The 24337-nt window shown below is 71.6% G+C and carries 18 protein-coding genes; 10 read left to right on the forward strand and 8 right to left on the reverse strand.

The genetic code is table 11. The annotated features are described in order from the left end of the window. The first annotated feature begins 56 nt into the window (after positions 1-56). Both ACIOMQ_RS12495 and ACIOMQ_RS12500 read left to right on the forward strand, forming a co-directional pair. Positions 57-497 carry a transglycosylase SLT domain-containing protein gene (locus tag ACIOMQ_RS12495; RefSeq protein ID WP_362194684.1) on the forward strand — a complete coding sequence of 147 codons (441 nt, stop codon included), beginning with the start codon at positions 57-59 and terminating at the stop codon, positions 495-497. A gap of 275 nt (positions 498-772) precedes the next feature. Beyond that, positions 773-1393, forward strand: coding sequence for a hypothetical protein (locus tag ACIOMQ_RS12500; protein ID WP_362194681.1), 621 nt, complete (start codon positions 773-775; stop codon positions 1391-1393). Between the two features lie 66 nt (positions 1394-1459). On the opposite strand, the gene ACIOMQ_RS12505 is transcribed toward ACIOMQ_RS12500, so the two are convergent. Together ACIOMQ_RS12505 and ACIOMQ_RS12510 are read right to left on the reverse strand one after the other, a co-directional pair. After that, complete coding sequence (locus ACIOMQ_RS12505; RefSeq protein ID WP_401263896.1) at positions 1460-2767, reverse strand: alpha/beta hydrolase; 1308 nt, start codon at positions 2765-2767, stop codon at positions 1460-1462. Positions 2768-2874: 107 nt separating this feature from the next. Beyond that, positions 2875-4044, reverse strand: coding sequence for a steroid 3-ketoacyl-CoA thiolase (locus tag ACIOMQ_RS12510; RefSeq protein ID WP_362194675.1), 1170 nt, complete (start codon positions 4042-4044; stop codon positions 2875-2877). 281 nt (positions 4045-4325) lie between these two features. On the opposite strand from ACIOMQ_RS12510, the gene ACIOMQ_RS12515 reads away from it, so the two are divergent. Beyond that, positions 4326-5597, forward strand: a complete 1272-nt coding sequence (locus tag ACIOMQ_RS12515; RefSeq protein ID WP_401263898.1) for a cytochrome P450 — start codon at positions 4326-4328, stop codon at positions 5595-5597. 281 nt (positions 5598-5878) lie between these two features. Then, positions 5879-6892 carry an AEC family transporter gene (locus tag ACIOMQ_RS12520; protein ID WP_401263900.1) on the forward strand — a complete coding sequence of 338 codons (1014 nt, stop codon included), beginning with the start codon at positions 5879-5881 and terminating at the stop codon, positions 6890-6892. 180 nt (positions 6893-7072) lie between these two features. Here the strand turns inward: ACIOMQ_RS12520 and ACIOMQ_RS12525 are convergent, their stop codons facing one another. After that, positions 7073-9370 (reverse strand): alpha-N-acetylglucosaminidase, encoded by a 2298-nt coding sequence (locus ACIOMQ_RS12525; protein WP_402188910.1) that lies wholly within the window; start codon positions 9368-9370, stop codon positions 7073-7075. Positions 9371-9559: 189 nt separating this feature from the next. On the opposite strand from ACIOMQ_RS12525, the gene ACIOMQ_RS12530 reads away from it, so the two are divergent. Beyond that, a complete protein-coding gene (locus tag ACIOMQ_RS12530; RefSeq protein WP_402188912.1) occupies positions 9560-10828 on the forward strand; it encodes an ROK family transcriptional regulator in 1269 nt (422 codons plus the stop codon). A gap of 179 nt (positions 10829-11007) precedes the next feature. On the opposite strand, the gene ACIOMQ_RS12535 is transcribed toward ACIOMQ_RS12530, so the two are convergent. Continuing rightward, positions 11008-12993 carry a bifunctional glycosyltransferase 87/phosphatase PAP2 family protein gene (locus tag ACIOMQ_RS12535; protein ID WP_402189095.1) on the reverse strand — a complete coding sequence of 662 codons (1986 nt, stop codon included), beginning with the start codon at positions 12991-12993 and terminating at the stop codon, positions 11008-11010. Positions 12994-13326: 333 nt separating this feature from the next. On the opposite strand from ACIOMQ_RS12535, the gene ACIOMQ_RS12540 reads away from it, so the two are divergent. Both ACIOMQ_RS12540 and ACIOMQ_RS12545 read left to right on the forward strand, forming a co-directional pair. Continuing rightward, the gene (locus ACIOMQ_RS12540) at positions 13327-14499 is read left to right on the forward strand and encodes a DUF2330 domain-containing protein (RefSeq protein WP_362194660.1); all 1173 of its coding nucleotides are present in this window, start codon (positions 13327-13329) and stop codon (positions 14497-14499) included. A gap of 161 nt (positions 14500-14660) precedes the next feature. Next, positions 14661-15146 (forward strand): GNAT family N-acetyltransferase, encoded by a 486-nt coding sequence (locus tag ACIOMQ_RS12545; protein WP_362194657.1) that lies wholly within the window; start codon positions 14661-14663, stop codon positions 15144-15146. Positions 15147-15265: 119 nt separating this feature from the next. Here ACIOMQ_RS12545 and ACIOMQ_RS12550 read toward each other — a convergent pair whose 3' ends face one another. Then, positions 15266-17317 carry an MFS transporter gene (locus ACIOMQ_RS12550; RefSeq protein WP_401263906.1) on the reverse strand — a complete coding sequence of 684 codons (2052 nt, stop codon included), beginning with the start codon at positions 17315-17317 and terminating at the stop codon, positions 15266-15268. A 189-nt stretch (positions 17318-17506) separates the two neighbouring features. On the opposite strand from ACIOMQ_RS12550, the gene ACIOMQ_RS12555 reads away from it, so the two are divergent. From ACIOMQ_RS12555 to ACIOMQ_RS12565, 3 genes are all read left to right on the forward strand, one after another. Further along, on the forward strand, positions 17507-17926 hold the full coding sequence (locus ACIOMQ_RS12555) for a helix-turn-helix transcriptional regulator (protein ID WP_362194651.1): 420 nt from the start codon (positions 17507-17509) through the stop codon (positions 17924-17926). A 9-nt stretch (positions 17927-17935) separates the two neighbouring features. Beyond that, positions 17936-18352: a VOC family protein gene (locus ACIOMQ_RS12560; protein WP_362194648.1), complete on the forward strand. Its 417-nt coding sequence runs from the start codon at positions 17936-17938 to the stop codon at positions 18350-18352. A 551-nt stretch (positions 18353-18903) separates the two neighbouring features. Then, the gene (locus ACIOMQ_RS12565; protein ID WP_402188915.1) at positions 18904-21294 is read left to right on the forward strand and encodes an ATP-binding cassette domain-containing protein; all 2391 of its coding nucleotides are present in this window, start codon (positions 18904-18906) and stop codon (positions 21292-21294) included. A 178-nt stretch (positions 21295-21472) separates the two neighbouring features. On the opposite strand, the gene ACIOMQ_RS12570 is transcribed toward ACIOMQ_RS12565, so the two are convergent. From ACIOMQ_RS12570 to ACIOMQ_RS12580, 3 genes are read right to left on the reverse strand one after another with little or no spacing between them, the layout of a single operon-like run. Continuing rightward, on the reverse strand, positions 21473-21967 hold the full coding sequence (locus tag ACIOMQ_RS12570) for a hypothetical protein (protein ID WP_362194642.1): 495 nt from the start codon (positions 21965-21967) through the stop codon (positions 21473-21475). Then, positions 21964-23520 (reverse strand): ATP-binding protein, encoded by a 1557-nt coding sequence (locus tag ACIOMQ_RS12575; RefSeq protein ID WP_402189097.1) that lies wholly within the window; start codon positions 23518-23520, stop codon positions 21964-21966. Before ACIOMQ_RS12575 ends, ACIOMQ_RS12570 begins: the two co-directional genes overlap by 4 nt. A gap of 45 nt (positions 23521-23565) precedes the next feature. Then, a complete protein-coding gene (locus ACIOMQ_RS12580; RefSeq protein ID WP_362194639.1) occupies positions 23566-24258 on the reverse strand; it encodes a response regulator transcription factor in 693 nt (230 codons plus the stop codon). Between the last annotated feature and the right edge of the window lie 79 nt (positions 24259-24337).

The raw sequence follows: 24337 nt of genomic DNA on the forward strand, positions 1-24337 counted from the left end.
CACCGCACCGTCCGGACCGGTCGCGCGACTCCCCCGTACCCGACGTCAGGACTCCTGTGCCGTTCGCCCGCAACCTCCTCGCCCTGCCCCGCACCGCCCGCCGCAAGTCCGCCGTCGCCGGCACCGCCGTACTCCTCGGCACCACCGGCCTGGCCCTCGGCGTCACCCCGGCCATGGCCGCACCGGCCACCGCGCCGACCGCCGTCGCAGCAGGCGCGCAGGACACGGCGAAGTCGATGATCGGCGACGCCGCGCAGTTCCGGTGCTTCAGCAACATCGTCCACCACGAGAGCGGTTGGAACCCCAGCGCGACCAACGCCTCGTCCGGCGCCTACGGCCTCGTCCAGGCCCTGCCCGGTTCGAAGATGGCCTCGGCCGGCACCGACTGGAAGACCAACCCCACAACCCAGATCAAGTGGGGCATGGACTACATGAACTCCCGCTACGGCAGCCCGTGTGCCGCCTGGTCGTTCTGGCAGGCCAACCACTGGTACTGAGCCGGCACCCCATGAGCTCGCGCGAAGGCCCCGACCCCCGTTCGGGGCCTTCGCCACGTTCGGAACCGGTCAGCACCGGTCAAAACCGATCGCCCAAAAAATGACCACCTTCATATAGCTTGGCCAACAAAATTACCCGTTGGTCCATTTAGGCGCATTTTGCTTGGCTGTCCGTGCCCGTCAGCCGCCGAAGCGTTGTCACATACGTGGAACCTCGCGAATTCTGGGATCGAAACACCGTCCTGGCGGAAGCTTTTTGCGCCAGTGACGAACGCATGCGCCGGGCGCAGGCGTTGCTGGACGAGGCGCAGGCGGAGCGGAGCAGAACGCTCGCGGCGTTCGCCGTCACGGTCGGCGACGACGGATCGATCGCCGATCTGATGGGCCTGAACGAGCGCGAAGTGCGATTAGCACGGCGCACGGTGGGGCGCAGTGACGCGCGGTCCCTCGCCGAGGAGATCCTGAACCGGACCACGCCGGCGGTGCGGGAAGCGGCGGACGAGCCCCCTCCCGTGCCGGAGGTCCCCGTGCCGCGTCCGCGCGAAGAGATGCTCGTCGCACCGCCCGTCGCGCCACCGGACGCGCCACCTCCCCCTCCTCCCCCGCTCCCGCCCATCGAGGCGGAGGTCACCGTCGCCTGGTCGCCCAGCATGGACTCCGTACTGCTGTGGAGCTGGGAATCCGGTCTCGACGTGCAGACGGTCGCCGCCGAACTCGGCCTGGACGTACGGGCACTGCTGACGCGCGTGCAGGAGCTCGCCAACGACGGACGGCTCACGCTCTCGCCCTCGGTCGCCGAGGTGAGCCGGTCCGGTCGGCACCGCCGCCAGTACGAGGAGGGGTACGCCTCACTGTTCAGCCCCACCGCCACCTTCCCCTCACCCTCGCCGTACTGAGCGGCGCGCGCGTCCGCCGCCGCGGCGGCAGGGCTGCGGCCGGCCCCGCCCTCGGCGGCACCGGGCTCAGTGCCGCGCGGCGACCGTGTCGAACCAGCGCACGATCTGCGGCCCCGACTTCATGTACGTGGCGTTGTGGCCGGTCGATCCCTGGTCGACCACCCGGGCCGCGGCACCGTGCGCGGCCAGATCGGCGGCGCACTCACGGGCGTTGGCGATCGGCACGTCGGTGTCGCCGGACGAGGAGTAGAGGCGCACCGGGACGTCCGGCTTCCAGGCGCAGTTGCCGTCCTGGGCGCGCACCGCCGCCAGCAGGGCGCCGGTGGGGTGCTGGACCTGCTGGTAGTAGTCGTCGGTGAGCAGTTCCTTCAGTGTCGCGGGCAGCGCCGGGATGATCTGCTCCTCGGTGTGGTTGGTGTCGAAGAGGTCGTCGACGATGCCCGCGTACGGCTCCCGGAACGCTTCGGAGGGATCCTTGTAGAGCGGGTGGAGCCGGTTCTGCGCGGTGAGGAAGTAGGACATGTAGAAGACGCCGCTGGTGTCGTTGACCCGCCCGTCGAAAAGGCTGGGCATCTCCGCCTGCTCGATGGCGTACGGCCCCGAGACGGGGGCGAGGGCCCGGAGCTCGAAGTGCCGGTCGACGCCGCCCTCGATGGCTCTGGCCAGGGCCATCGCGACCTGGCCGCCCTGGGAGAAGCCGCTCGCGTACACCTCGCCGGTGAGCGGGCGGTCCAGGCGCAGCGCGGCCGTGCGGGAGGCCCGCAGCATGTCGACGGAGGCGGTGACGGCGGATTCCGTGTCCATGTACGGGTGGTGGCCCGGCCCCTTGCCGAGGCCCAGGTAGTCGGGGGCGGCGACGGCGCGGCCGGCCGAGGCGTGGAGGTAGGGGGCGAAGCGGCCGAAGTCCTCGCCGACGGAGGGTGCGTAGTCCCGGTGGACCATCGTGCCGTGGGTGTCGGAGACCAGGTCCAGCCGGTGCGGGCCGCCCTTGGGGAGGGCGAGGAGTCCGGTGGCGGTGGTCGGGGTGCCCTGCGGGGTGATGGTGCGGTAGGTGAGGCGGTAGGCCCGCAGGCCATGCCGGACGGTGGCGGTGTCCATGCCACCGGAGGCGAGGAAGCGGGCGACGTCGGCGCGGCCGAGGTCGGCCACGGGGGTGATGTCCAGAAGGGTGCCTCTGCCGTGCGCGGCCGCCGAGCGGGTCGCGTCGGTTGCGCCGGAGGGCTGCTGGGCGACGGCCGGCGCGGTGCCGAGCGCGGCGAGAACCACCACGGCGGCGGCCGCCACCCTTCGGCGGGCGGCGCGACGGCGCGCGCGCACGTCCCAAGTGGTGCCGCTCACAAGGTTGTTGCCGTTCGTACGGCTGCTGTTGTTCATGGGCACGACGCTATGCAACCGCGCGCGGCGCCGGTATCGGCGTGGACACCCGACCGGGGGTACACCTGGCAACACCCCGGCCGGTGGACTTTCCCGCCGATGCCGTGTCACAGCCGCTGGATGATGGTTCCCGTCGCCAGTGCGCCGCCCGCGCACATCGTGATCAGGGCGAACTCCTTGTCCCGGCGTTCCAGTTCGTGCAGGGCGGTGGTGATCAGCCGGGCCCCGGTGGCGCCCACCGGGTGGCCGAGCGCGATGGCCCCGCCGTTGACGTTGACCTTTTCGAGGTCCTGCCCGAAGACCTGGGCCCAGCTCAGCACCACCGAGGCGAAGGCCTCGTTGATCTCGACGAGGTCGATGTCCTTGAGCGACATCCCGGCCTTGCCGAGCACCGCGCGGGTCGCGTCGATCGGTCCGTCGAGGTGGAAGTGCGGGTCGGCGCCGACCAGCGCCTGCGCGACGATCCGGGCGCGCGGCCTGAGCTTGAGCGCCCGCGCCATCCGCTTGGACGCCCACATGATCGCGCAGGCGCCGTCGGATATCTGCGAGGAGTTGCCCGCGGTGTGGATCGCGGTGGGCATGACCGGCTTGAGCCGGCCGAGCCCCTCCATCGTGGAGTCCCGCAGCCCCTCGTCCCGGTCGACCAGACGCCACATGCCCTGCCCGGCCGCCTGCTCCTCCTCGGTGGTCGGCACCTGGACCGCGTACGTCTCCCGCTTGAACCGTTCCTCGGCCCAGGCGGCGGCCGCCCGCTCCTGCGAGATCAGCCCGAGCGAGTCGACGTTCTCCCGGGTCAGGCCGCGGTTGCGGGCGATGCGCTCGGCGGCCTCGAACTGGTTGGGCAGGTCGACGTTCCACTCGTCGGGCCAGGGCTTGCCCGGTCCGTGCTTGGATCCGCTGCCCAGGGGCACCCGCGACATGGCCTCGACACCGCAGCTGATCCCGATGTCGATCACTCCGGCGGCGACCATGTTGGCCACCATGTGGGATGCCTGCTGCGAGGACCCGCACTGGCAGTCCACGGTGGTGGCGGCGGTCTCGTAGGGGAGCCCCACGGTGAGCCAGGCGTTGCGGGCCGGGTTCATCGACTGTTCGCCGGCATGGGTGACCGTGCCGCCGACGATCTGCTCGACGCAGTCGGCGTGGATGCCGGTGCGGGCGAGGAGTTCTCGGTAGGTCTCGCCCAGCAGATAGGCGGGATGCAGATTGGCGAGCGCGCCTCCGCGCTTGCCGATGGGGGTGCGTACGGCTTCGACGATGACGGGTTCCGCGGCCATGAGCTCGTCCTCTCCTCGCGCCTCCGCAGGGGCGTCCCGGCGCCCGCGGAAGGGAACTAGTACGCGTTCTAGTTCTGCGAGCAGTCTTATGAGGCTTACCCCCGGTACGCAAGGGTCTTGCACGCACCTTGCGTCCGCTTCATACCTGCCTCACCCACTCTTCACGCAACAGATCGGGCGGCCCCTCTTGCCAGTTGTAGAACTCGTTACTACGTTTCGAGCAACTTCTGATGGGTCGTCAGACAACTTCGGGCGACTCTCGGACCGACCTGGAGTTGCCGATGTCCTGCCCCCATCTGCCCGAAGGGTTCGACTTCACCGACCCCGACCTGCTCCAAGCCCGCATTCCGCACCCGGAGTTCGCACAGATGCGGCAGACCGCACCGGTCTGGTGGTGCACCCAGCCGGCCGGTATCTCCGGTTTCGACGACGAGGGCTACTGGGTCGTCACCCGGCACGCGGACGTCAAGTACGTCTCCACCCACCCCGAACTGTTCTCCTCGCACACCAACACCGCGGTCATCCGCTTCAACGAGTCGATCGACCGCGACCAGATCGAGGTCCAGAAGCTGATCATGCTGAACATGGACCCGCCCGAACACACCCGGGTCCGCCAGATCGTCCAACGGGGCTTCACACCACGGGCGATCCGCTCCCTGGAGCAGGCCCTGCGCAGCCGCGCCCGCTCGATCGTCGAGACGGCGCTCGCCTCGGCCGACGACGACGGCTCCTTCGACTTCGTCACGAACGTCGCCGTCGAACTGCCGCTCCAGGCCATCGCCGAACTCATCGGCGTGCCGCAGGAGGACCGGTCCAGGATCTTCGACTGGTCCAACAAGATGGCCGCGTACGACGATCCCGAGTACGCGATCACCGAGGAGGTCGGCACCGAGGCGGCCATGGAGATCGTCTCGTACTCGATGAACCTGGCGGCCTCCCGCAAGGAGTGCCCGGCCAAGGACATCGTCTCCCAGCTGGTCGCCGCGGAGGGCCAGGGGAACCTCTCCTCCGACGAGTTCGGCTTCTTCGTGATCCTGCTCGCCGTCGCCGGCAACGAGACCACCCGCAACGCCATCAGCCACGGCATGCACGCCTTCCTCACCCACCCCGACCAGTGGGAGCTCTACAAGAGCGAACGGCCGGAGACGACCGCCGAGGAGATCGTCCGCTGGGCCACTCCCGTGGTCTCCTTCCAGCGGACCGCCACCCAGGACGTCGAACTGGGCGGGAAGCAGATCAAGAAGGGCGACCGGGTCGGGCTGTTCTACTCCTCGGCCAACAACGACCCCGAGGTCTTCGAGAACCCGGAGGCGTTCGACATCACCCGCGATCCCAACCCGCATCTCGGCTTCGGCGGCGGCGGTCCGCACTTCTGCCTCGGCAAGTCCCTCGCGGTGATGGAGATCAACCTGATCTTCCATGCGATCGCGGATGTGATGCCGGACCTGCGGCTGGTCGGCGACCCGCGGCGGCTGCGCTCGGCGTGGCTCAACGGGATCAAGCAGCTTCAGGTCGGCAGCGCGGCCGCGAGCGCCAAAACCGCCGGGAGCTGACCGCTTCCGGGAGCTTCGGATTCCGGGAGCTTCGGACGGCGGGAGCTTCGGACGGCGGGAGCTTCGGATTCCGGGAGCTTCGGACGGCGGGAGCCTCGGATTCCGGGAGCTTCGGACGGCGGGAGCCTCGGATTCCGGGAGCTTGGGACGGCGGGAGCTTCGGATTCCGGGAGCTTCGGACGGCGGGGACTCCCCTCACGCCCCGGCCCCCGCCGTCCGTGCCAACAGCCCTCCGTCCCGTGCGAACCCCCGCGCGGGATGCGCACGATCGCGCGAGGATCATGACGGGCATGCACGCCCTGCTCTCCGCCTTCGCCCCCATCTGGACGCTCACCGCCCTCGGGTACGCAGTCGGCCGCAGCGGTCTCCTCGGCGAACAGGCGGAAGCCGTGCTCGGCCGGTTCGTCTTCCACGTGGCCATGCCCGCCGCCCTCTTCCTCATGGTTTCCCGGGCGCGGCTGGACGCCTTCGCCAACCCCTCCATGGTGGCCTTCGCGGCGGGTACGGCGCTGGTGTGCGGTCTCGGCTTCGCGGCCGCGGGCCGGCTCTTCGGCCGGGGGACGGCCGACCGGGCCATCGGCGGCATGGCGTCCGGCTACGTCAACTCCGCCAACCTCGGCATCCCGGTGGCGGTCCAGGTGCTCGGCGACGCTTCGTTCGTCGCCCAGATCATCCTGTTCCAGGTGCTGTTGGTCTCCCCGGTGATCCTGACGCTGCTGGACACGGGGACGGGAGCAGGGACGGGAGCGGGGGCGGGGAGAGGAACCGGAAGGGCCGTCGTGCTCCGGCGGATGCTGACCATGCCGGTGCGCAACCCCGTCATCATGGCCTCGTTGCTGGGTGTCGTCGTCTCCGCGCTCGGGCTGCGGCTGCCGCACGCCCTCGCCCACTCCTGCGACGTCCTCGGCGCCGCCGCCGTGCCGACGGCCCTGATCACCCTGGGGCTGTCCCTGAACGTCCGCCCGGCGGCCGGCGGTCCGACGGAGGAGAGGGAGCCCGCCGAGCCGGGGGCGGTGAGCACGAAGCGTGCGGAGGTCGTGGTGACCGTCGCCCTCAAGACGCTCCTCCAGCCCCTGATCGCCCTCGTCGTCGGCGGCCCGCTGCTGGGACTGCCGGACCATCAGCTGCTGGCCGTCGTGCTCTGCTCCGCGCTGCCGACCGCTCAGAACGCCTACATCTACGCCCAGCAGTACGGCCTGGACACCCGTGTGGCCCGCAACTCCGTCGTGGCCTCGACAGTGGTGTCCATGGCCACGCTCTCCCTCGCCACCTGGGCGCTGGGGACGGCCCCCTGAACCGTTCGAGTGGCGGACCCGGGCCGATGGGCGGATGCTGGTCGGGCGGCGATCCATGCCGAAGGGGTGCCGGGGACGACGAGTCGTCCCCGGCACCCCTTCGGCCCGCGGGGATGCGGGCCGGTCCCGTTCAGGCGGGCAGCACCCACCGCTGCGCGGCCTGTGCGGTGCAGGTGCGGATCAGCAGCTCCGCACCGTCGCGGCACCGGCCTCGGCATGCAGGCAGCGGCCGGACGTGGCGGCCCCCCTGACCGGGCCCGGCACCACGGGGGCCGGCAGGGACGTCCGTACGGTCTCGGCCAGTGCCACCGGGTCGCCCGTGGGCTTCACCGGGTAGCTCCCGCGCTCCAGGTTCCAGGCGTTGTCCCGGGCGAACCAGTCGATTTCGGCGGGCGGGCGGCCGGTGGCGAGGGCGGTGTCGAGGGAGTCCAGGTAGAGCGTCCAGCGCTTGGCGTAGAAGTCGGAGACCAGGCCCGACCATTCGCGGTTCGCGTAGTCGCGCAGTCCGCCGGACTCACTGCCGGACCGGCCGCCCCAGGTGGTGAGGATCGACCGGGCGTCGAACTCGGCGGCGGCCCGCTCGGCGGCGGTGCCGCCCCACGACTTCGCGTCCTCCAGCCAGGGCCCCAGCATGAACCGGCGGTCGGTGCCCAGCAACCGGTCCAGCAGGGCGAGGTCCTGTTTCCACTCCTCGGCCCGCTGCCGGAACAGCGGCAGATCCTTCCCCTCGTACGCGGCCTTGATCTGCGGCAGCAGCGTGCGGCTGCGGTTGGCCAGGGCCTGCCGGGCCACATCGACCACATCGAACCGGTACGCGTCCGATCCGCGCAGCTCGGGGGCGACCTGGAGCAGTTCGGCCAGAGCCCGCTGCACCGTCGACGCGTCGTACCGCATGGCCGCGGGGCTCCAGCTGGCCGCCGTGTCCGCGGTCAGCCGGGGGCGTGCCGTGAAGAGGCTGTCCTGCGACTCGCTCCAGCTGCCGGACGCGGTGCTGTACGGGCCGGTGCGCAGGAGTTCCCAGGCCCTGGCGGCATGCGGGTCGGCGCCGCCGTAGCGGCGCTCCGCATAGTCGGCGAACCAGGCCCGGTGGTCCAACGGAGCGCCGTGCCAGGCGAGTTCGGTGAACAGTTCGTACGCGGCGGGGTTTCCTCCGGTGCCTTCCGGGAGGTACGCGATTCCCCGGAGCGCACTGTCCGGCTTCGTACGCCACTGCGCGAACCGCTCGGTCCACACGGAGGTGTTGGCGCCGATCGTGGTGTGGCCGCCGAAGTTGGGGATGGTCCCGAAGGCGTAGGGCGTTCCGTGCCAGGCGGCTTCGCGGTCCAGGCCGTCGTAGCGGTCGGCCAGACCGTCGACGATGAACAGCTTGCTCTTGTCGACCGCGTCGATGAGCTGGGTGGAGGGGTTGCTCTGCCAGCCGAGCAGGACCCAGGTGGCTCCCGGGCGTGCGGACTGCAGGGCGTTCATGACGCCCTTGGCCGCGTCCCCGATCGGTACGTCGCCCGGCCTGCCGCCTTCGTGCAGCAGATCCATCTTGTACAGGGTGGAGTCGCCGAACCGGGCGCGCTGGTGCCGGTAGAACGACTCGGCGACCTTCGGGAACATCGCGCCGCGCGGGTCCAGCCAGTCCGGCCGTTCGAAGCCCACCCAGCCGCCCTGCGGGACCACGGGGCCGGTGGGGTTGCGGTCGGTGAATCCGGGCGGGACCGTGCCGTAGTAGCCGGGCAGGACCGGGGTCATGCCCAGCTGCCGCAACCGGTCGGCGATCTTGCGGCCGAGCTGGGCACGCCGGTCCAGCAGCCTCTCGGTGACCGGGCCGCCGAAGCCGGACATGTTCTGCATCAGCCACCACGGCTGGTGCGCCGGGCCCGGAATCCAGGACCTCAGCTCACCCTTCGCGTACCCGAACTCCTGGAAGGTGTCGTAGTACACGGCGTCCGCGCCCATCTGCACGAACACCTCGTTGACTCCGTGCAGGGCGAGGACGTCGATCTGCTTCTCGAACGAGGCCCAGTTCCGGTACGCACCGGAGTAGCCGTCGTCCGTGTCGTTGAGGGCGAAGCGGTGCGGCACCGAGGCGTCCTGACGGACCGTGCCGGCAGGTGCCGGGAGCCTCCTCGGGAGCTTCGAGGTGCTGTCGCCGGGCCAGCCGATGTCCACCTTCGCGGTGTACTTCAGGTACCAGTCGACACCACTGAGCAGCACGGCGGGACTGGTGCCCCGGATACGCACATGGCCCGCGGTCCCGGAGACGGTGAAGTAGTCACCGGAGGCGGGGCGGCCGACCGGCACCAGGTCGAACTGGCCGGCGTGGCGCGGCAGCAGCCGGCCCAGCGCCGCCTCGGCCGGTCCGGGCGCGAAGGCCGGCCTGCCGCGCGGGGTGTCCGCCCCGGTGGCGGCCGGCGCGGACACCACCCCGGCGAGGACGGCAAGTGCGGTGGCCGCGCAGGCGGCAGCCCAGGTTCTGAGGCTTCTCAACGTTGACCTCGTCCGGTGGAGGAAGGCAGGGACTCGCTGGAGCACGTGCACCGTCGGCTTCGGATTTACTAACGGAGCATTCGTTAATATGCGGGCCTGCTCGATCGCCGTCAACAGGGCGGACGGCCGGGGCCGCGGATGTGCTGGGTACAGTGCCGACAGCGCGGTCGGCCAAGGGAGTTGAGACACATGGCAGTCCGGGATACGGCGGCCACCGGTCCACATGTCCTGCGCCGTATGAACGTCGCCGCGGTTCTTGCCGCACTGCGTGACGGCGGGACCCGCACCGCCCGCGTCACCGACCTCGCGGCACGCACCGGGCTGTCCCGCCCCGCGGTCACACGGGCCCTGACCGAGCTGAGGGAGTGCGGCCTGGTGGAATCCACCGCGGGCGCCGGGCCGCAGCAACTGGGCCGCCCCGCCCAGTACGCCAGGTTCCGTGCCGAGTCCGGGTACGTCGCCGGGGTGGACATCGGCCCGCACCACGTGCACGTGATGATCGCGGATCTCGCGGGCGAGGTCCTGGCCTCGCACCGGGCGGCGGTGAACGCGGGCGTGGCCGGGCCCGAGCTCTTCGCCGTGGTGCGGTCCGCCCTGACCACGGCGGCGGCCGGGGCGGATGTGCCGCTGTCACGGCTGTGGGCCGTGAGTACGGGGACCCCCGGCATCGTCGACCGCGAACGCGGCGAGGTCCTGCTCGCCCCCAGCATTCCCGACTGGGCCGGACTGCCCGCCGTGTCCCTGCTGCGCAACTGGCTGCACTGCCCGGTGACCATCGACAACGACGTCAATCTCGCCGTTCTGGCGGAGCGTTGGCGCGGCGCGGCCGTCGGGGCGGGCACCGCCTCCGGCACCGGCTCGGACTGCCTCGTCTTCGTCCAGTGGGGCCGGCGCATCGGCACCGGCATCGTCATCGACGGCAGGCCCTACCGGGGCCATTCGGCCGCTGCGGGAGAGCTCGGCTTCATCGACCTGGCGGGCAGTCCCGACGCGCCCGCAGGTCCGCGCCCGGCCGACGGCATGGGCCCGTTCGAGCAGCTCGTCGGCGCCGAGGCCATTCACCGGCTGGCCCTGGAGTCCGGCGCCCCGGTCGGCGAGGCCCCCGACATCGCGCCGCTGTTCGCCGCTGCGGAGGCGGGCGACCGCACGGCGGTCGAGATGGTGGAGCGGGTCGCCGCCCGTTTCGCCCGCGGCCTCGCGGCGCTGCTGCTGGTGCTCGATCCGGGCCGGGTCGTCATCGGCGGCGGAGTGTCACGTGCCGGGGACACCCTGCTCGACCCGGTACGCCGCCATCTGCGCACGCACACGCTGGTCCCGGTGACCGTGAGCGCCTCGGCCCTGGGCGAGCGGGCGGTCGCCACGGGGGCGGTGCGCCGCGCCCTGGACGTCGCCGAGGAGCGTGTGACGGCGGCGTGGCAGGGCACCGGCCGGTCGCCGCAGGCCGCACCGGAGCCGTGACCCCGCGCAGGTGCGAAAGCGGTGCCGAGGCCGCCGGGCCCGCGGTGCCACGCCCACGTGGCCGCTGCCCCGCGTGGAGCGCTCTCCCCCATCGGCCGTCACACCCCGGTCGGACGCCCGCCCCGGTCGGACGCCCGCCCCGGTCGCCCCCGCCGACGAGTGCGCCGACGCACCCGCTCCTACACGCTGCCCGATCTGCTGCCCACCGCGTCGCCGGTCGTTCTCGGCACCGGCACCGGAACCGGCAGGTCATCCTGCGGTCTCGCCGCCGCCGGCACCGCCGGCACCCGCAGCTTCCGGGGCCCCGCCAGTACGTAGGTCAGCCCGAAGCCGAGCGCCACGACGGCCGCGCCGCCCACCGCGTCCAGCACCCAGTGATTCGCCGTGGCGATGATCGCGGAGACCGTGAACAGCGGGTGCAGCAGCCCCAGCGCCTTCATCCACAGCTTCGGGGCCAGCATGACGATGACCACACCGCACCAGAGCGACCAGCCGAAGTGCAGCGAAGGCATCGCCGCGTACTGGTTGGTCATCGAGGTCAGCGTTCCGTAGTCCGGCTTGGCGAAGTCCTGGACGCCATGGACCGTGTCGATGAATCCGAGCCCCGGCATCAGCCGGGGCGGGGCCAGCGGGTAGAGCCAGAAGCCGACCAGCGCGAGGAGCGTGGCGAAGCCGATGGAACTGCGGACCCAGCGGTAGTCCGCGGGGCGCCGCACGTACAGCACGCCGAGGATCGCCAGCGGCACGATGAAGTGGAACGTCGAGTAGTAGTAGTCGAAGAACTCCCTCAACCAGCCGACCCCGACGACCGCGTGGTTGACCCAGTGCTCGATGTCGATGTGCAACCACTGTTCGAGGGAGTGGATCTGGCGGCCGTGGTGTTCGGCGGTGGCACGGCCCGCCGTCGCCGCGAGCCTGACGTGTGCGTACGCGGAGTACACGACCCGGATCAGGAGCAGTTCCAGCAGCAGGTTGGGACGGCTGAGCACCCGCCGCCAGAACGGCAGCAGGGGGACGCGGCTCCAGCGGGCCGGGACCGGGGTCGCGTAGTCCGTGGGGATCGGCTGCTGCCAGTACGGCGAGGTGCGCGGCAGGAACGGTGCGGCGCAGGCCGCGCCGAGCGCAGCGATCAGCAGGACGTTGTCGCGCAGCGGGAAGACCACCGCCATGTTCGGCAGCAGCATCTTCCCCGGCAGCGTGATCACGAGCACCACGACCGCCGGCCACACCATCCGGTCGGAGGCCCGCTTGCCGACCCGGCCGACCACGGCGAGCAGCACCCACAGCAGCTGGTGCTGCCAGGCGGTCGGCGAGACGGCGACGGCGACGCAGCCGGTCACGGCTACGGCGAGCAGCAGCTGCCCGTCGCGCGCGTACCGCACGGCGCGGCGCAGTCCGAGGTAGCAGACACCGGCCGCCAGCACCACGAACAGCGCTCTTTCGAGCGGGCCCTCCAGGCCGAGGCGGAGCAGCGCACCGTGCAGGGACTGGTTGGCCAGGCTGTCCGGGTTGTCACCGAGCCCGGCGCCCGCGACATGGTGCACCCAGTAGGTCCACGAGTCGCTCGGCAGCGCGGCCCAGGCCAGTGCGGTGCAGGCGATGAACGCGGCACCGCCGGTCGCCGCGGTCTGCCGGCGGCCGGTGAGCCAGAGCAGGACCGCGAAGAGCAGCACCGCCGGCTGGAGCGCGGCCGCGAGCCCGATCAGGAGGCCCGAGGCGCGTTCCCCGCGGACGGCGAAGCAGGCCAGCAGCACCAGCAGGACCGGCAGGATGCTGGTCTGCCCCAGGTAGAACGCGTTGCGGACCGGCAGGGACAGCATCAGCAGGCTGATCGCGACAGGGGCGGCCAGCAGTGCGGTGCGGCGGCTGACGGGGCCCGGCAGCGCGCGGGCGGCGACGACGCCCAGGGCGGCGACGAGCAGCAGCGATCCGAAGGTCCAGGCGACGCCCAGGCTCTGTTCCGCGGTCCGGGCCAGTGGCTTCAGCACCAACCCGGCGAACGGGGTTCCGGTGAAGCGGTCGCTGTCGTACAGCGAGCCCGTCACATGCAGGACACCGTTCTCACCGATCCAGGTCTCCAGATCGATGAGCCGTTCTCCCGGTGGCTGCCGCAGAACCACCGCCATCTGCCGTACGGCCAGTGCGGCCACAACCAGCCAGAGCAGAGCCCGGGCAGCCCCGGTCCTCGCCCCTGTCGCCGCGTCCCCGCGCACACTGTGCTCCGCATTCGCCACGCTGCGCCGACCCTCCCGCCGTTTCTGTGCCCGTCCCTCGACCTGGGCGTGCTGTGAAACCTTCGCATTGCGCTATGAGGTAGACACAATCAACCCCCACTTCGCCTGACTGTCATCCTCCTTTTTTCCGAAAGAATGACCGAAAAGCCGTTCGGCCCGGGGCCCGGTACCGGGCCGGACGGGCGGCGGACCGGCACCGGAACCGGATCGGTGGTGCCCACGTCCTCTCCCGTGTTCGTCGATCACGGGGGAGGAAGACGGGACATGCGGGGCGCAGGGAGGAAACGGAGTGCGCGGGCCGAGGGGCGCGCGTGGCTGGTGCGGGCGCTGGCACTGGCACTGACGCTGGTGTCGCTTCAGCTCGGTTCGTTGATCAGCCCGGCGTACGCCTGCGGCTGCGGGGCGATGGTCCCGAGCGGGGCGACCCGGGTATCGGTCGACCGGGAGACCTCCGTGGTGGACTGGGACGGCCGTACCGAGCAGATCGTCATGCGGCTCACGGTCCGCGGGGACGCCCCCGAGGCGGCCTGGGTCATGCCGGTGCCGCACCGGGCGAGCGTGGAGCTCGGCGATCCGTCGCTCTTCTCCGAACTGGCCGCACTCACTGCGCCGGTGCAGGCGACCAGGCACTATTTCTGGCCGCGCTCCGACGACTGGCCGTTCGCCGGTTCGGGCAGCAGCGCGGACGGGGTAGGCGCTCCTTCGGCCGGCGCCCCGCCGGTCCGGGTGGTGGGCCGGGAGCGGCTCGGCCCCTTCGATGTGGCGCGGCTGGCCGCGACCGACCCCGAGGCGCTGCAGACCTGGCTGGCGGACAACGGCTTCGAGCTGCCCGACCGGCTGGCGACGGCGTTGAAGCCCTATGCCGACCGGAAGTGGGAGTACGTCGCGATCCGTCTCGCCCCCAAGGACGGGAACAGCCCGCTCGGCGGCGACCTCGATCCGCTGCGGCTGCGCTTCGCCAGTGACCGGCCGGTCTACCCGATGCGGCTGTCGAAGCTCGCCTCGACGCCTCAGCAGCTCGGCCTGTACGTCCTGGCGGCGCACCGGATGGAGCCGCGCGGCGCGATCGGCGGCGAGGCGCCGCAGGTGACGTACGCGGGCAGGATCGACCCCGGTTCGGTACGGGAGGACACCGGGGCGCTGGCGGCGATGACGGGCGGTGAGCCGGTGTTCGTCACCGCGATCGAGCAGTCGTTCCCGCGGCCCGAGCGGATCGACGGCGATCACGAACTGCGCGCGGCCGACACGGACAACCCGTACCGGACCGTGGTGTACACGGACCGGTTGCTGACCGCGGGCGGCGTCCCCGTCTGGCTGCTGTCGCTGCTCGGGGCCGCGCTGTCGGCGGCGGCTGCGGCGCTCCTGGTGCTGCGGATCCGGCGGCGCCGGCCGGTGGTGCCTCCGCCGCCGGTCATGGTTCCGCCGCCGCTGGGGTGAGCACGGTGGCCGCTGGGGTGAGCGCGGTGGCGGCTGGCATGAACGCGGTGGCCGTCCCGCCCGGCAATCCGAACGCTTGCGTGCGGAGTGAATCCGGCGTGGAGCGCCGCCTGCGGACAAACCGTTCGCGCTTCTGATCATGCTCAGGCCAGAATGACGGCATGACCTGGACCGCGGCCCCCGAACCCGTCGACTCCCCCGATGCGGCGCTGCTGCGTCGCGACTACTACGACGAGGTCGCCAGTCGCTACTGGGGGCGGCCGGCCACCGCCGAGGAGATCGACGAGGGGCTCACCGACGACGGTGCCGACCGGCTCGTCCCGCCCACCGGCCGGTTCCTCGTCGGCCGCTTCGAGGGGAAGCCTGCGGCCTGCGCCGGGCTGCTGCTGGTGGACGCGGAGCTGGCGGAACTGACCCGGGTGTTCGTGCGCCCGGAGTACCGCGGCACGGGCGGCGGCGGGCTGCTGCTGGCGGCCGTCGAGAGCGCGGCGCGCGCCGTCGGCGTACGCACCATCAGGCTCGACACCCGCAGCGACCTGGTCGAGGCACGGGGGCTGTACGCCAAGCACGGCTACCGGGAGGTCCCGGCGTTCCACCGGCGGCAGTACGCGGAACACTGGTTCGCCAAGGAGCTGAAGGAGCTGTAGGCACCCCGGGAACCCCCGGAACTCCAGCGGATCCAGGGCCCCGGGAACTCCAGGGAGCTTCCGAAGCCGTCAGCAGGGCGGCTCACGCGGGCCCAAAGGCCGAGCCGTCCGCGGGACGCTCACGCGGGTCCGGCCGCGTGGTTCCGCCTCGGCTCGGGGCCGCGCGGCCGTTCCTTGCTCGACCCGGTCGTCTCGGCGGTCAGCTCCGCCACGAGCCTGACCAGATCGGTCGGCCGTTCCGGCCCCCACCAGTCGCCCAGCAGCTCCGCCATCGACTGCTCACGGGCCTCCGCCAGCTTCACCACCACCTCCGCACCGGCCTCGGTGAGCACCAGCTGTACCCCTTCGCGCCGGACCAGTCCGCGCTCCTCCAGCTGACGTGCCGCGTCGGTGATCACCCGCAGCGGCACCGGGGCGACGTCGGCGAGCATGGCGGGTTCGACCGTGCCGTGCCGCCGTATCCGCAGCAGCATCCAGCTCGCCGCGGGCAGCAGGTCGTACCCCGCCCTCTTGGTGATCTTCTCGTAGATCTCGCGGCGGCCCTCACGGGTGGCGAGCACCGAGAGGGCTCGGGCGCACTCGTCGTACGAGGACCGCTCGACCGGGTTCGTCGCCAGGGTCTCGGTGGGTTCCGGGGCGGTCACCGAGCCGCGCAGCCTGTCCTCCTTGAGGAACCAGGCGAAGGCGAAGGCGACCAGGACGACGGGGGCCGCGTACAGGAACACATCGGTGATCGAGGTCGAGTACGCGTGGAGTACCGGGGACCGCAACGCGGGCGGCAGTTGGCCAATGGCCCGCGGGTCGGCGGCCAGCCCCTGGGCGCTGACCCGGGGCGGCAGGGTGCGGCCGGTCAGGGCCGCGGTCAGTTTGTCGGTGAGCCGGTTGGTGAAGATCGTGCCGAAGACGGCGACACCGAACGAGGCGCCGATGGAGCGGAAGAAGGTGGCTCCGGACGTGGCGACGCCGAGATCCTCGTACGTGACGGCGTTCTGCACGACCAGCACCAGGACCTGCATCACCAGGCCGAGGCCGGCGCCGAAGACGAAGAAGTAGATGCTCATCTTCGCCGTACTGCTGGTCTCCGTGAGCCGGTGCAGGAGCAGCAGGCCGATGGTGGTGACGCCGGTGCCCGCGATCGGGAAGACCTTCCAGCGGCCGGTGCGGCTGACGATCTGCCCGGACAGGGTCGAGGTGAGGAGCAGACCGACCACCATCGGAAGCATGTGCACACCGGACAGCGTCGGCGTGATGTGGTGCACCACCTGCAGGAAGGTCGGCAGATAGGTCATCGCGCCGAACATCGCGAAACCCACCACGAAGCTGATGACGGCGACGAGGGTGAAGGTCCTCGTCCGGAACAGCTCCAGCGGAATGACGGGCTCATCGGCGCGGCGCTCCACCCGCACGAAGGCGATCAGCAGCAGCACGCTCAGTACGGCGAGACCGATGCTCTGCGCCGAGCCCCAGGCCCAGGTGGTCCCGCCGAGCGAGGCGACGAGGACGAGGCAGGTGGCGACGGAGGCGATGAGGAAGGTGCCGAGGTAGTCGATGGTGTGCTTCGTGCGGTGCACCGGGATGTGCAGCGCGGCGGCGATCACGAGGAGCGCCACGACGCCGACCGGCAGGTTGACGTAGAAGACCCAGCGCCAGCTGAGATGCTCGGTGAAGAGACCGCCGAGGAGCGGTCCGAGGACGCTCGCCGCACCGAAGACCGCACCGAACAGGCCCTGGTACTTGCCCCGTTCGCGCGGCGCGACGAGGTCGCCGACGATTGCCATCGAGAGCACCATGAGGCCGCCGCCGCCGAGGCCCTGAAGGGCGCGGAAGCCGATGAGCTGCGGCATGTTCTGGGCGATGCCGCAGAGCGCCGAGCCGATGAGGAAGATGACGATGGCGCTCTGGAAGAGCTTCTTGCGCCCGTACTGGTCGCCGAGCTTGCCCCAGAGCGGGGTCGCGGCGGTCGATGCCAGCAGATAGGCCGTGACCACCCAGGAGAGATGTTCCAGCCCGCCGAGGTCGCTGACGATGGTCGGCAGCGCGGTGGAGACGATGGTCTGGTCGAGCGCGGCGAGCAGCATGCCGAGGAGCAGCGCACCGATGGCCACCATGACCGACCGCGTGGAGCGGTCCCCACCGGGGGTGGGGGCCGGGGGGCTCAGGTGCTGGGCCATAGAACATCTCCTCGGGTCCACTACATCCCCATCCTGTCCGTTCCCTACCTTTCTGGCCTGCCGAACGGGACCAGTGGGGGCCGGGCGGGACTGGGCGGGGGCGGACGGAATCAGCGGGGGCCGGGCGAGACCGGTGCACGGCGGGCCGGTGGGCCGGTGGGCCACCGTCGTCGTGCGATGCTGGTGCGCATGACACTGGAGGACCTGGTACGGCTGCGCCGCGCCCGGGACGTGATGGACCGCGACTACGCGCAGCCGCTGGACGTTCCGGCGCTGGCCGGTGTCGCCCTCATGTCACCCGGACACTTCTCCCGCAGCTTCCGCGCCGCCTTCGGTGAGACGCCGTACAGCTATCTGATGACCCGCCGCGTCGAGCGGGCGAAAGCACTGCTGCGCAGGGGCGACCTGAGCGTGACGGAAGTCTGCTTCGCGGTCGGATGCACCTCGCTCGGGTCGTTCAGCTCGCGCTTCACCGAGTTGGTCGGCGAGAGCCCCAGCGCCTACCGGGCCCGCCGCCACGAGGCGGGCGCGGAGATCCCGGCGTGCGTCGCCAAGATCCTCACGCGACCGGTCAGGAATGGAGAAGCGCGATCCGCCGCCGCCTCGTAGCGTCGAGGCATGAACATCAAGCTCGCGCAGTGCTTCATCGCAGTCGACGACCATGACAAGGCGCTCACCTTCTACCGTGACGTCCTCGGCCTGGAGGTGCGCAACGACGTCGCCTTCGAGGGGATGCGCTGGGTGACCGTCGGCTCACCCGCTCAGGCGGACGTGGAGATCGTCCTCGAACCGCCGCTCGCCAACCCCAATGCCTCGCCGGCGGACAAGCAGGCGATGGCGGAGCTGCTGGCCAAGGGCATGCTCCGCGGCGTGATCTTCTCCACCGACGACTGCGACGACACCTTCGAACGCATCCGGGCGGGCGGCGGAGAGGTGCTGCAAGAGCCGATCGACCAGCCGTACGGCGTCCGCGACTGCGCCTTCCGCGACCCGGCCGGCAACATGCTCCGCTTCACCCAGCCCCGCAAGCGGTAGGAACCACCTGCGACGGGGTTCCCGGCCCCCGACCCCCGCCCCTCCAACCCGAGTGGGCTCCCGCCCCGTGGCCGGGAAGCGCTACGGCTCCTGGGCGGCGCGGGGGGGGTGTTGCGCCGGGGCCGCCGGGGCCGGCGTTCACGCCGGCCGTACCGGCGACGATGCCCGCGAAGCCGCGTCCGGTCCCGAGTGAATCGCCGGTGGCGCCGGGACCGGGCCGTGTCGGCGGCGGGCGGGCGTCCGCTGCGCGGCCCGCGCGACCGCGAGCTGATGCCCGACGGCCGCTGACGCGCGACGGCCACCGGCCGGTCCGACGCGTCGGCCGGGCGCACCAGGTGGGCGGGCACGCCACGCGGGCGGGCACGCCACGTGGGCGGGCACGCCACGTGGGCGGGCACGCCACGTCGGCCGGGGCCGGCCGCCCCACGGGCCCTTTGCCGCGACCGTGCCGACCAACGAGGACCTGCCGTTACGCTCGAAGGCGGCCGGATACGGCCAGGCGACGCCGAAAAAGACCGCGCAGGCGGCCCCGCCCGACAGATGGAGACACGATGAGCAAGGCCACGAGGGCGGACACGCAGTCGCCTGCGCCGCACGCTGCCAACAGCCACGATCTGATCCGCGTGCACGGCGCGCGCGAGAACAACCTCAAGGACGTCAGCATCGAGATCCCGAAGCGTCGGCTGACGGTGTTCACCGGCGTCTCCGGCTCGGGCAAGAGCTCACTGGTGTTCGACACGATCGCCGCGGAGTCGCAGCGGCTGATCAATGAGACGTACAGCTCCTTCGTGCAGGGCTTCATGCCGACGCTGGCGCGGCCCGAGGTCGACGTCCTCGACGGGCTCACGACCGCGATCATCGTCGACCAGCAGCGGATGGGTGCCGACCCCCGCTCCACGGTCGGCACCGCCACCGACGCCCACGCGATGCTGCGCATCCTCTTCAGCCGGCTCGGGCAGCCGCACATAGGCCCGCCCAGCGCGTACGCCTTCAACGTCCCCTCGGTCCGGGCGAGCGGTGCGATCACCGTCGAGCGCGGTGCCAAGAAGGCGGTGAAAGCGACCTTCACCCGCACCGGCGGCATGTGCACGCGCTGCGAAGGCCGGGGCACGGTCTCCGACATCGACCTCACCCAGCTCTACGACGACTCCAAGTCGATCGCCGAAGGCGCGTTCACCATCCCCGGCTGGAAGTCCGACAGCTTCTGGACCGTGCGGGTCTACGCCGAGTCGGGCCTCCTCGACCCGAACAAGCCGATCCGCAAGTTCACCAAGAAGGAGATGCAGGACTTCCTCTACCGGGAGCCGACCAAGGTGAAGGTCGAGGGCGTCAACCTCACCTACGAGGGGCTGATCCCCAAGATCCAGAAGTCGATGCTCTCCAAGGACAAGGAGGCGATGCAGCCGCACATCCGGGCGTTCGTGGAGCGGGCGGTCACCTTCACCACCTGCCCCGACTGCGACGGAACCCGGCTCAGCGAGGGGGCCCGGTCGTCGAAGATCAGGAAGATCAACATCGCCGACGCCTGCGCGATGCAGATCAGCGACCTGGCCGAGTGGGTCCGTGACCTCGACGAGCCGTCGGTGGCGCCGCTTCTCACCGCGCTGCGCCAGACCCTCGACTCGTTCGTGGAGATCGGCCTCGGCTACCTCTCGCTCGACCGGCCGTCGGGCACGCTGTCGGGCGGCGAGGCGCAGCGCGTCAAGATGATCCGCCACCTCGGCTCCTCGCTCACCGATGTCACCTATGTCTTCGACGAGCCCACCATCGGCCTGCACCCGCATGACATCCAGCGGATGAACAACCTGCTGCTACGGCTGCGGGACAAGGGCAACACGGTGCTCGTCGTGGAGCACAAGCCGGAGACGATCGCGATCGCCGACCACGTCGTCGACCTCGGCCCCGGCGCCGGTACGGCGGGCGGCACCGTCTGCTTCGAGGGCACCGTGGAGGGGCTGCGGTCCGGCGGGACCCTCACGGGCCGCCATTTCGACGACCGGGCCGCCCTCAAGGAGACGGTGCGCAAGCCCACCGGCACTCTGGAGATCCGGGGCGCGACGACGCACAACCTGCAGGGCGTCGACGTCGACATCCCGCTCGGGGTGCTTGCCGTCGTCACCGGCGTCGCCGGTTCCGGCAAGAGCTCGCTCGTGCACGGGTCGATCCCCGCCGGCGAGGGTGTGGTCTCCGTCGACCAGGGCGCGATCCGCGGCTCGCGGCGGAGCAACCCGGCGACGTACACCGGACTGCTCGACCCGATCCGCAAGGCGTTCGCCAAGGCCAACGGCGTGAAGCCCGCCCTGTTCAGCGCCAACTCCGAGGGCGCCTGCCCCACCTGCAACGGCGTCGGCGTCATCTACACCGACCTGGCGGTGATGGCCGGTGTCGCCACCACCTGCGAGGAGTGCGAGGGGAAGCGGTTCCAGGCGTCGGTGCTGGAGTACCACCTCGGCGGCCGCGACATCAGCGAGGTGCTCGCGATGTCGGTGACCGAGGCCGAGGCGTTCTTCGGCGCGGGCGAGGCGCACACGCCGGCCGCGCACCGCGTCCTCGTCCGGCTCGCCGACGTCGGGCTCGGCTACCTCAGCCTCGGCCAGCCGCTCACGACGCTGTCCGGCGGCGAGCGGCAGCGGCTCAAGCTGGCCACCCACATGGCCGAGAAGGGCGGCGTCTACGTCCTCGACGAACCGACCACCGGCCTCCACCTCGCCGATGTCGAGCATCTGCTCGGCCTGCTCGACCGGCTCGTCGACTCCGGCAAGTCGGTCATCGTCATCGAGCACCACCAAGCGGTCATGGCGCACGCCGACTGGATCATCGACCTCGGCCCCGGCGCCGGACACGACGGCGGCCGGATCGTCTTCGAGGGCACACCCGCCGACCTCGTCGCCGACCGCTCCACCCTCACCGGCGAGCACCTCGCGGCCTACGTCGCCACCTGACCGGGGCCCTCGCGGGCGGCGCGCGGGGCGAGTGAACGGTGCGGGACAAGTGGGCGGCGCGGAACGAGCGGGCAGTGCGGGCGGCGCGGGACAAACGGGCAGTGCGGGACAAGCCCGCGGCGCGGGCGGCGGCGCGACCGCTCACCCGGAACGCCGGCGCGAACTCACCCGCCCCGCCTCACCTGTTGAGGAACTCCGCGCACCGGTAGGGGCCCAGCGCCGCGCCTTCGGACGGCCGCAGGGTGACCTCGACGTCGTCGGCCCTGACCTTCGGGTCGAGTACGGACTGGGCGCGCGCCAGCGTGCACACCAGCTGCCCCGTGCCCAGGTCGCGCCCCGTTTCCGTATAAGGGCCGTCGATGCGCACCGTGACCCGGGTGCCCGTCCCGGTGACCCCGTACCCGCCGAGCTGGACGAGCGAGGTCAGGCCGTCGCGCCGCTGGGCGGGCGACGGGTCCTGGCCGAGCAGTTTCACCGCCCCGTTGAGGTCCGTGACCTCCCTGTCGAGCAGTACTCCGCGCAGCCCGCCGGCGGATACGTAGTACAGCCGCATTCCGCGCGTCAGCCCGGACGCCGGCTCGCCCGCGCCTATCACTCCGGTCGGCTGGACGCCGCAGCCCATGAGGGCGATCAACCCCAGCGCGACGGCCACGCCCCCCTGCCGGACCTTCACTCCGTGTCCTCTCCTGTACGTCGCAGGGGCAGCCGCAGCGTGAACACCACGCCGCGCTGCGGTCCATCGGCCACGTCGGCCACGTCGGTCACGTCGGTCACGTCGGTCACGTCGGTCACGTCGGTCACGTCGATCGTGCCGCCGTGCAGCCGCGCGTTCTCCAGCGCGATCGCCGTACCGAGGCCGCTGCCCTGTCCGCTGTCGTCGGCCGCGCCACGCGTGCGGGCCGCGTCCGCCTTGTAGAACCGGTCGAAGACCCGGTCCCGAGCCCCCGGCGGCAGCCCGGGGCCGTGGTCGGAGACCTCCAGCGTCACCCACTCCCCGTCCGCCGCGAGGTCCGTCCCGAGGGTCACGGTGACCGGCGGGGCTCCGTGCCGCAGCGCGTTGCCCACCAGGTTCGCGACGATCACGTCGATGCGGCGCCGGTCGACCACCGCCCGTACGCCCTCGGGGAGCTGCGTGCGCACCCGGTCCGTCCAGCCGCGCAGCGCCAGCGACGCCCGTACGGTGTCGGCGAGGTCCGTCTCGGCCGCGTTCAGCCGCACCGCCCCAGCGTCGAAGCGGGAGATCTCCATCAGGTCCTCGACCAGCCGGGACAGCCGTGCCGTCTCCGCGCCGACGGTACGGGCCGCCCGCGCCGCGTCCGGCGGCAGCTGGTCGGCGTCCTCCTCCAGGACGGTCGCCACCATCGTCATCGCCGCGAGGGGCGTGCGCAGTTCGTGCGACACGTCCGCCACGAAGCGGCGTGCCTTCGCCTCCTGCTCGCGCAGTTCCGCGTCGGAAGCCTGAAGTGCGTCGACTGACTCGTTGAACGTCCGTGCCAGGTCGGCGAGTTCGTCGTGCCCGGTGACGGCGACCCGGCTGCCGAGGTCTCCGGCCGCGAGCCCGCGGGTGGCCCGGCTCAGCTTTCGTACCGGACGAAGGACCGTCCCCGCGGCCAGCAGCGCCAGGACGGCGGCCAGCAGCACCACCGGCACGGTGCCCGCCCGTACGGAGTCCAGCAGGGCGGCGGTGTCGTCGCGCTCGGCCCGCAGATCGGTGATCGCGAAGACCTCCAGACCGGAGGTGCGGCGGTCGCCGTCGGCGTACATCACGGGCATGCCGACGACCAGATAGGGCTCGCCCCGCCACCGCACCCGCTGGAACTTGGCGTCGTCGCCGGTCATGACGGCGGCGCGCAGCTCGACGGTGATCCGGCCCTCCGTCTCGGCGAGCGGGTCGGAGACCGCGGTGAGGCCCTGGTAGCGGGCGACCACGATGCGGGCACCGATGCCGTCCGAGACCTTCGCCGCGAACCGGGACAGCGACCCCTGGTCGGGCGGTATGTCGAAGTCGGCGGCGACCGCGGTGACCCGCTCCCGGAGGTCGTCCACGGCGGAGTTCTGGGTGCGCTGGAGGACGGCGGTGCGGGCGTCCCGGTAGGCGAGGGCGGTCGCGGTCACCGCACTGATGAGGGCGACGACGACGAAGGTGACGACGAGCCGGGTGCGCAACCCGCCGACGAGCCGCCGGGAAGGCCGCTTCGAGGCGGCGCGGCGCCTGTCCTTGTCCATACGTTTCACAGCGGGTCCGTTCGGTTCACAGCGGGTCCGTCCGGTTCACAACGGCCCGAAGCGGTAGCCGAAGCCCCGCACCGTCTGTACGTACCGCGGCTTGGCCGGTACGTCCTCGATCTTGGCCCGCAGTCGGCCGACCGCCGCGTCCACCAGCCGGGAGTCGCCCAGGAAGGTGTGGTCCCAGACGGATTCGAGGAGTTGCTCGCGGCTGAGGACACGGCCGGGGGAGGCCGACAGCTCCAGCAGCAGCCGCAGTTCGGTGGGCGGCAGCGGGACCGGGGCGCCGTTCTTGGTGACGGTCAGTCCGGCGCGGTCGATCACCAGCCCGGCGAGATCGGCGTCCGACCCCTTTCGTGCGGACGGTTCCGCACGCCGCAGAGCGGCCCGGATGCGGGCCTCCAGGACGGGCGCGGTGACCGGCTTGACGACGTAGTCGTCGGCGCCCGCCTCCAGGCCGGTCACGATGTCCGAGTCGTCACCGCGCGCGGTCAGCATGATGACCGGCAGGGTCGCCGAGCGGGCGCGGATGCGGCGGCACACCTCGAAGCCGTCGATGCCGGGCAGCATCAGGTCCAGTACGGCCAACTCGACCCGCGCGCCCTGCTCCCCGGCCAGCAGGGCGAGGGCCTGCTCGCCGGTGGCGGCGGTGTCCACGCCGTACCCGTGCCGGCGCAGCACGAGCTCCATTCCGTCCCGTACGGACGCGTCGTCCTCGATGAGCAGTACATGCGGCATGGGGCCGATTATGGGCACGCCGGGACCGTTTCCGCCTGCTCCGTACGGGGGCGGACGCGCAGGCCGGGGGCATTGTTAC

Source organism: Streptomyces sp. NPDC087845 (assembly GCF_044742755.1).
Taxonomy (GTDB): Bacteria; Actinomycetota; Actinomycetes; order Streptomycetales; family Streptomycetaceae; genus Streptomyces.

Bases quoted from the DNA above. Each gene is read 5' to 3' on its own strand.
- ACIOMQ_RS12565 (WP_402188915.1), top strand. From the start codon at position 18,904: ATGAGCAAGGCCACGAGGGCGGACACGCAGTCGCCTGCGCCGCACGCT.
- ACIOMQ_RS12505 (WP_401263896.1), bottom strand. From the start codon at position 2,767: ATGAACAACAGCAGCCGTACGAACGGCAACAACCTTGTGAGCGGCACC.
- ACIOMQ_RS12540 (WP_362194660.1), top strand. From the start codon at position 13,327: ATGCGGGGCGCAGGGAGGAAACGGAGTGCGCGGGCCGAGGGGCGCGCG.
- ACIOMQ_RS12530 (WP_402188912.1), top strand. From the start codon at position 9,560: ATGGCAGTCCGGGATACGGCGGCCACCGGTCCACATGTCCTGCGCCGT.
- ACIOMQ_RS12550 (WP_401263906.1), bottom strand. From the start codon at position 17,317: ATGGCCCAGCACCTGAGCCCCCCGGCCCCCACCCCCGGTGGGGACCGC.
- ACIOMQ_RS12575 (WP_402189097.1), bottom strand. From the start codon at position 23,520: ATGGACAAGGACAGGCGCCGCGCCGCCTCGAAGCGGCCTTCCCGGCGG.
- ACIOMQ_RS12515 (WP_401263898.1), top strand. From the start codon at position 4,326: ATGTCCTGCCCCCATCTGCCCGAAGGGTTCGACTTCACCGACCCCGAC.
- ACIOMQ_RS12520 (WP_401263900.1), top strand. From the start codon at position 5,879: ATGACGGGCATGCACGCCCTGCTCTCCGCCTTCGCCCCCATCTGGACG.
- ACIOMQ_RS12555 (WP_362194651.1), top strand. From the start codon at position 17,507: ATGACACTGGAGGACCTGGTACGGCTGCGCCGCGCCCGGGACGTGATG.
- ACIOMQ_RS12500 (WP_362194681.1), top strand. From the start codon at position 773: ATGCGCCGGGCGCAGGCGTTGCTGGACGAGGCGCAGGCGGAGCGGAGC.
- ACIOMQ_RS12510 (WP_362194675.1), bottom strand. From the start codon at position 4,044: ATGGCCGCGGAACCCGTCATCGTCGAAGCCGTACGCACCCCCATCGGC.
- ACIOMQ_RS12580 (WP_362194639.1), bottom strand. From the start codon at position 24,258: ATGCCGCATGTACTGCTCATCGAGGACGACGCGTCCGTACGGGACGGA.
- ACIOMQ_RS12560 (WP_362194648.1), top strand. From the start codon at position 17,936: ATGAACATCAAGCTCGCGCAGTGCTTCATCGCAGTCGACGACCATGAC.
- ACIOMQ_RS12545 (WP_362194657.1), top strand. From the start codon at position 14,661: ATGACCTGGACCGCGGCCCCCGAACCCGTCGACTCCCCCGATGCGGCG.